At 66.1% G+C, this 5023-nt stretch carries 4 protein-coding genes; 1 reads left to right on the top strand and 3 read right to left on the bottom strand.

Annotated features, from left to right (window positions below; genetic code table 11):
- From ACK41X_RS22435 to ACK41X_RS22425, 3 genes are all read right to left on the bottom strand, one after another.
- A partial coding sequence (locus ACK41X_RS22435) for a Y-family DNA polymerase (protein ID WP_409728229.1) occupies window positions 1–1328 on the bottom strand: 1328 nt, incomplete at its 3' end.
- On the bottom strand, window positions 1246–2040 hold the full coding sequence (locus ACK41X_RS22430) for an ImuA family protein (protein WP_409728226.1): 795 nt from the start codon (window positions 2038–2040) through the stop codon (window positions 1246–1248). The genes ACK41X_RS22430 and ACK41X_RS22435, both read right to left, overlap by 83 nt.
- A 77-nt stretch (window positions 2041–2117) precedes the next feature.
- Window positions 2118–3734 (bottom strand): sensor histidine kinase, encoded by a 1617-nt coding sequence (locus tag ACK41X_RS22425; protein ID WP_409728224.1) that lies wholly within the window; start codon window positions 3732–3734, stop codon window positions 2118–2120.
- A gap of 163 nt (window positions 3735–3897) precedes the next feature.
- On the opposite strand from ACK41X_RS22425, the gene ACK41X_RS22420 reads away from it, so the two are divergent.
- A partial coding sequence (locus tag ACK41X_RS22420) for an MFS transporter (protein ID WP_409728221.1) occupies window positions 3898–5023 on the top strand: 1126 nt, incomplete at its 3' end.

Genomic DNA, 5023 nt, shown 5'->3' with positions numbered 1-5023 from the left:
ATCTGCTGCCGCAGATGCGCCGGCGCAGCGACGCTTGCATATTCCGGAATATGGGTGTCCTGCTGGACCAGCCGCTGCACCCGGTCGGCGCCGAACCGCGCGATCAGCCGGTCAATCAGATGCGCGATCTCGCGCGCCGGATCGCCAGTGCCGAATCCGGCCTGCACCGGATCGAAATCTTCCACCGCAAGCGCGGACAGACGGATCACATCGAAGCCGAAGCCCGGATCGGCCTCGTCGCCGATCACCGCCAGACGGTCGAGAAACAGACGGCGGATGCGAGCGGGATCGCGCAAGGGTTCGGAGGTGCCGATCTCGACCCGCGCCACCTTGCCATCGGCGCGGAACAAAGCGGCCTGCAGGCGGCGCGCGCCCTTGCCGTGCCGCTCCATCACATTGGCAAGCGTCTGCGCCAGATGGAACAGCGTGCCGAGCACATCCTCCTCGCGTCCGATGGGATCGGCGAAGCGCTGCTCGGCGAGGAAGGACGGCAGCGGCAGCCGCGGCGCGATCGGCTCGTCTTCCCGGCCCAGCGCCTGATCGATCCGCCGCACAAAGCCTTGCCCAAAACGGGCGGCGAGCGGCGCACGCGGCAGATCGATGACATCGCCGATGGTCTTGAGGCCGCTCTGCGCAAGAGGCGCGGCAATGTCCGGATCGATGCGAAGCGCGGCGAGGGGGAGGGGAGCCAATGCGGAGAAGATAAGTTGCGTATCTCTCTCCTCCGCTTGTCCCCGCGAAGGCGGGGACCCAGAGTCGCGCATCAAAGTGCTTCCGCAAGAGTCTGGATTCCCGCTTTCGCGGGAATGAGCGGAGTTTGTGGCTAGTCCATCGACAGAGGCCGAGACACCATATCGTGCCAGCGCCCACGCCCATCCCGGCGTATCGGCGATCGCGGCGCGCGCATGAAAGCCCTGCGCCGCCAGCCGCCGCACCAGATCGCGGCGCAGATTGTCCTCGCCGCCGAACAGATGCGCGCAGCCGCTGATATCGAGGAACAGCCCGTCCGGCGGATCGAGCCCGATCAGCGGGGTGTAGCGGTCGCACCAGTCGGCGACATGGTCGAGAGTCGCTGCATCGGCCGCCGCGTCCGCCTCGACCGCCGCAAGTGCCGGGTGCATCGCGCGCGCGTCGGTGAGCGCCATGCCTGCGCGCAGGCCCAATCGCGCGGCCTCGTCATTCAAGGCCATGATCTGCCGCGCCGAGCGCACCGTCGCGACCACGGCCAGCGGCTGGCCGGCCAGGTCAGGCGATTGCCGCGTCAGCCGGTCGGTCGAAAGCCGGCGCAGCCACAGCGACAGGATCCGTCTCGACGAAGGCAAGCTCATGATGACTCCACGCAACACGAAAGGCGCCGCACGGACCGCGCCGGTTCTTCACCAGAGAGAGCTGAAACCCCGTCGTGCCGAGGCCGCCGAAAGGATCGCGTTCGCCGCCAAGCGCCGCGACGTCCCAGCGCGTCACTGCTGCGCTTGGCTGCGCTGCCATGCGATGCCGCAGCAGCAGGCCGATGCCGTCATGGGTCCGCGCAGCCAGCGACAGACGGCGGGTCGCCGTCAGGTCCGCCGTATCGTCCGGCATTTCGGCGATGACGGCAGAAACCGCGCGGCACTTCAGCGCCTCCTCCATCGCGAACAATGCATCGATGGGACGGCGCGCACGCAGCACCAGCAGCCGCCGCACCGGCTGGCCGAACAAGCCGAGCCCGATGCCGTAGGCTGCACCGGCCTCCCACCGAGCCATGTCGGTCTGGATCAGCACGGTCTCACGGCCACCGGCCCCCGACCTGCCGGCGGCCTTGTACGAAAGGGCCGCGATGGCCAAGGCAAAGCCCGTAGCGGCCCCCAGATGGATGGGGGCGGCGGGCGCGATGTCATGCAGGACGCTGCGGGCCAGGCCGCCGCGCAGCAGCGCATCCGCCCGCCTTAGGCCGAGCGGAAGCGGCGCATTATCGCTTTGATAATGCTGTATATTTTCTATGTCCTGACGGAGGCGCGCGAGCGCATCCGGAGCTTGCGCACCGGCCATCAGCGCATCCATGAGGCATCCTTGGGCCTGCTCAGGCCCCGCTTGTGTTCTCTATTTGTTCTTATAGATTCCGGGCTTTGCCCGCGCTGTCAAGCCGGCGCTTGCGAGGGCGTCCGGGTATCGATCAGCTCCCGCAGCGGTGCCTGAAGCTCATACTCAAATCCCCCCGGCTCATAGCGCACCTCGCTCTTGCCGGCCATGTCGCGCGGCGCGATCCGCCGCACCAGCAATTCACCGAAGCCCCTGCGCGAAGGCGCTTCCACGACGGGGCCGCCGCTCTCCTTCCAATGCAGATGAAACAGCGGATCGCCGCCGAGATTGTCGATGCGCCATTGCAGCGTCACGCGGCCTTCCGGCACTGACAGCGCACCGTGCTTGGCGGCGTTGGTCGCGAGCTCATAGAGCAGAAGCGCAAAGGTCTGCGCCGAGCGCGCGCGCAGCGCAATATCGGGCCCCTCCATTTCGATCCGGCCGGCAAAGGGCAGAATGTCCTCGGAGACAAGGCTGTGCAGGCTGACGCTTTTCCAGTCGCTTGCGGTGAGGATCGACATCGCCTTGGCCAGCGCCTGAAGGCGGCCCTCGCAGGTGCGCTGGATTTCGGTGAGGCTGAGCCCCGGCGTGAAGCTCAGGCGGACCACCGCCTGCGCCACCGCCATCACGTTGCGGACGCGGTGATTGAGTTCGTGGATCAGCACCTTCAGCCGGTCTTCGGCGGATTTACGCGAGGCCACTTCGTCGGACAGGATCGCCGCGCGATTGAGAATAAAGCCGATCAGGAGCACGGCGCCGAGCGTCATCGCGATGCCGGTCCCCGCAAACCATAGCCCGCGCCACAAGCCCTCGCGCTGCAGATCGCGCGGCACCGCATAAACGAATTTCAATTCGCCCTGGCCGAAATCCATGGTCCGCTCGAACAACGTGCGGCGGCGCGGCTCATTGTCTGCGGCAATATCGGACGACAAATTGAAGAGCGGCGCGCTTGCGCCCTGACTCGAGATGGCAATGGCCGCACCGGCCGGCGCCTTGGCGCTTGCAAGCGCAGACCGGAATAATTCATCGATCCTGAAGCCGAAGCCCATCACGCCCAGAAAGCGGCCGGCCTCGTCGAAGATCGGCGCATAAAGCAGCAGTGTTTCCGCGTCCTGCGCTTGCGGGAGCCTCAGCGGCGACGTGCGCGTCACCTCGTGCGATTGCCTGGCGGCGAGAATGGCACGCAACCGATCCGGAACCGATCCGGCATCGATCCCGAGCGCGGAACGGTCGCGCTCCGGCGCGATATCGATCACCGGAAATAGCGGCCGGTCGAGGGTCTTGGGATCGATTGGCCGCCCGTCCTCTCCCCGCAGCGTCGGATCGGGCGCTTCCGACGCGCGCAACACCTGCTCGATCTCGGTCGCTTGTGCGGGCGGAACCTCCGGCAACCAGCCGACGAAAGCGAGATCGGGCGCAAGCCCGATCGCGCGCGTGCCGAAGCTGCCAAGCGGCGCAGGCGTGGATAGTGGCGGCGGCAGGAAGAAGCGCGACACCGTCTTTGCCAGATTGACCCGCTCCAGCAGATATTCGCTGACCGCCGCGAAATTTGCATCCACGATCTCGCCAATGCGCAGCCGCTCCAGCGCCCGGAACTGGCGCGATTCCTCGCGCGCGACATAAATCGAGAGCAGGATGCCGGCCGCTGCCAGGAGGGTGAGCAGGGCCGGAGACATGGCACGCTGCGGCAATTTGGATCGCTCGCGCAATTGCATGAAACGGATGGCCCCGGCATCAAGATTGGACGTTCCTGCCGCAGCCAGAAAGCGCAAATTTGGCGGAACCGTCCAGATAGAGATTGGTTAGCCGTCCTGCATCGTAAAGGGAATGCCTGCGCGGATGAGCCATGCGGTCGCACAGGTCGTCGAAACCGACATCCCGGCACGTCTCGACCGCTTGCCATGGAGCCGGTTCCATACGCTGGTGGTTGCCGCCCTCGGCATCACCTGGATTTTCGACGGACTCGAAGTGACGCTCGCGGGCGCGCTCGCGGGCGCGCTGCGGGAAAGTCCAGTCCTGAAATTCTCCAGCACCGACATCGGAATTGTCGGCAGCGCCTATCTCGCAGGCGCCGTCATCGGCGCACTGTTCTTCGGCTGGCTGACCGACCGGTTCGGCCGCAAGAAGCTGTTCTTCATCACGGTTGCCGTCTACCTCGTCGCGACTGCGGCGACCGCCTTCACCTGGAACCTCTGGACCTTCGCGCTGTGCCGCTTCTTCACCGGGGCGGGGATTGGCGGCGAATATGCCGCGATCAATTCCACAATCCAGGAGTTGATTCCGGCGCGGGTGCGCGGCTGGACCGATCTCGTGATCAACGGCAGCTTCTGGATCGGGGCGGCGATCGGCGCCGCCGGGTCGATCGTGCTGCTCAATCCGAACGTCATCGATCCCGAGACCGGCTGGCGGCTCGCCTTCCTGATCGGCGGCGGGCTCGGCCTCATCATTTTCTTCATGCGGATGTGGCTTCCGGAAAGCCCGCGCTGGCTGATGACCCATGGACGCGCCGCGGAAGCCGAGCGCATCGTCGCCGGCATCGAGGCGCGCATTCCCGGTTATGTACGGCCCGCCGAGCCGCTGCCGCGCATCAAGTTGCGGTCGCGCTCGCACACGCCGCTGATCGAGGCGGCGCGCACGCTGTTCTTCGTGCATCGCAACCGCGCCGGCGTCGGCCTCACATTGATGGCGGCGCAGGCGTTTTTCTATAACGCGATCTTCTTCACCTATGCGCTGGTGTTGACCGACTTCTTCGGCATCGCCGCCTATCAGGTCGGCTGGTACATCCTGCCATTCGCCGCCGGTAATTTCCTCGGACCGGTGCTGCTCGGCCGGCTGTTCGATACCGTCGGACGGCGGCCGATGATCTTCCTCACCTATCTGGTCTCGGGTGTGCTGCTGGCGATCACCGGCTGGCTGTTCATGGACGGTTATCTCACCGCAACCACGCAAACCGTCGCCTGGATGA

Source organism: Pseudorhodoplanes sp., from assembly GCF_046289595.1.
In the GTDB taxonomy this organism is placed as follows: Bacteria; Pseudomonadota; Alphaproteobacteria; order Rhizobiales; family Xanthobacteraceae; genus Pseudorhodoplanes.
This window is presented reverse-complemented; position numbering and strand designations above follow the sequence as displayed.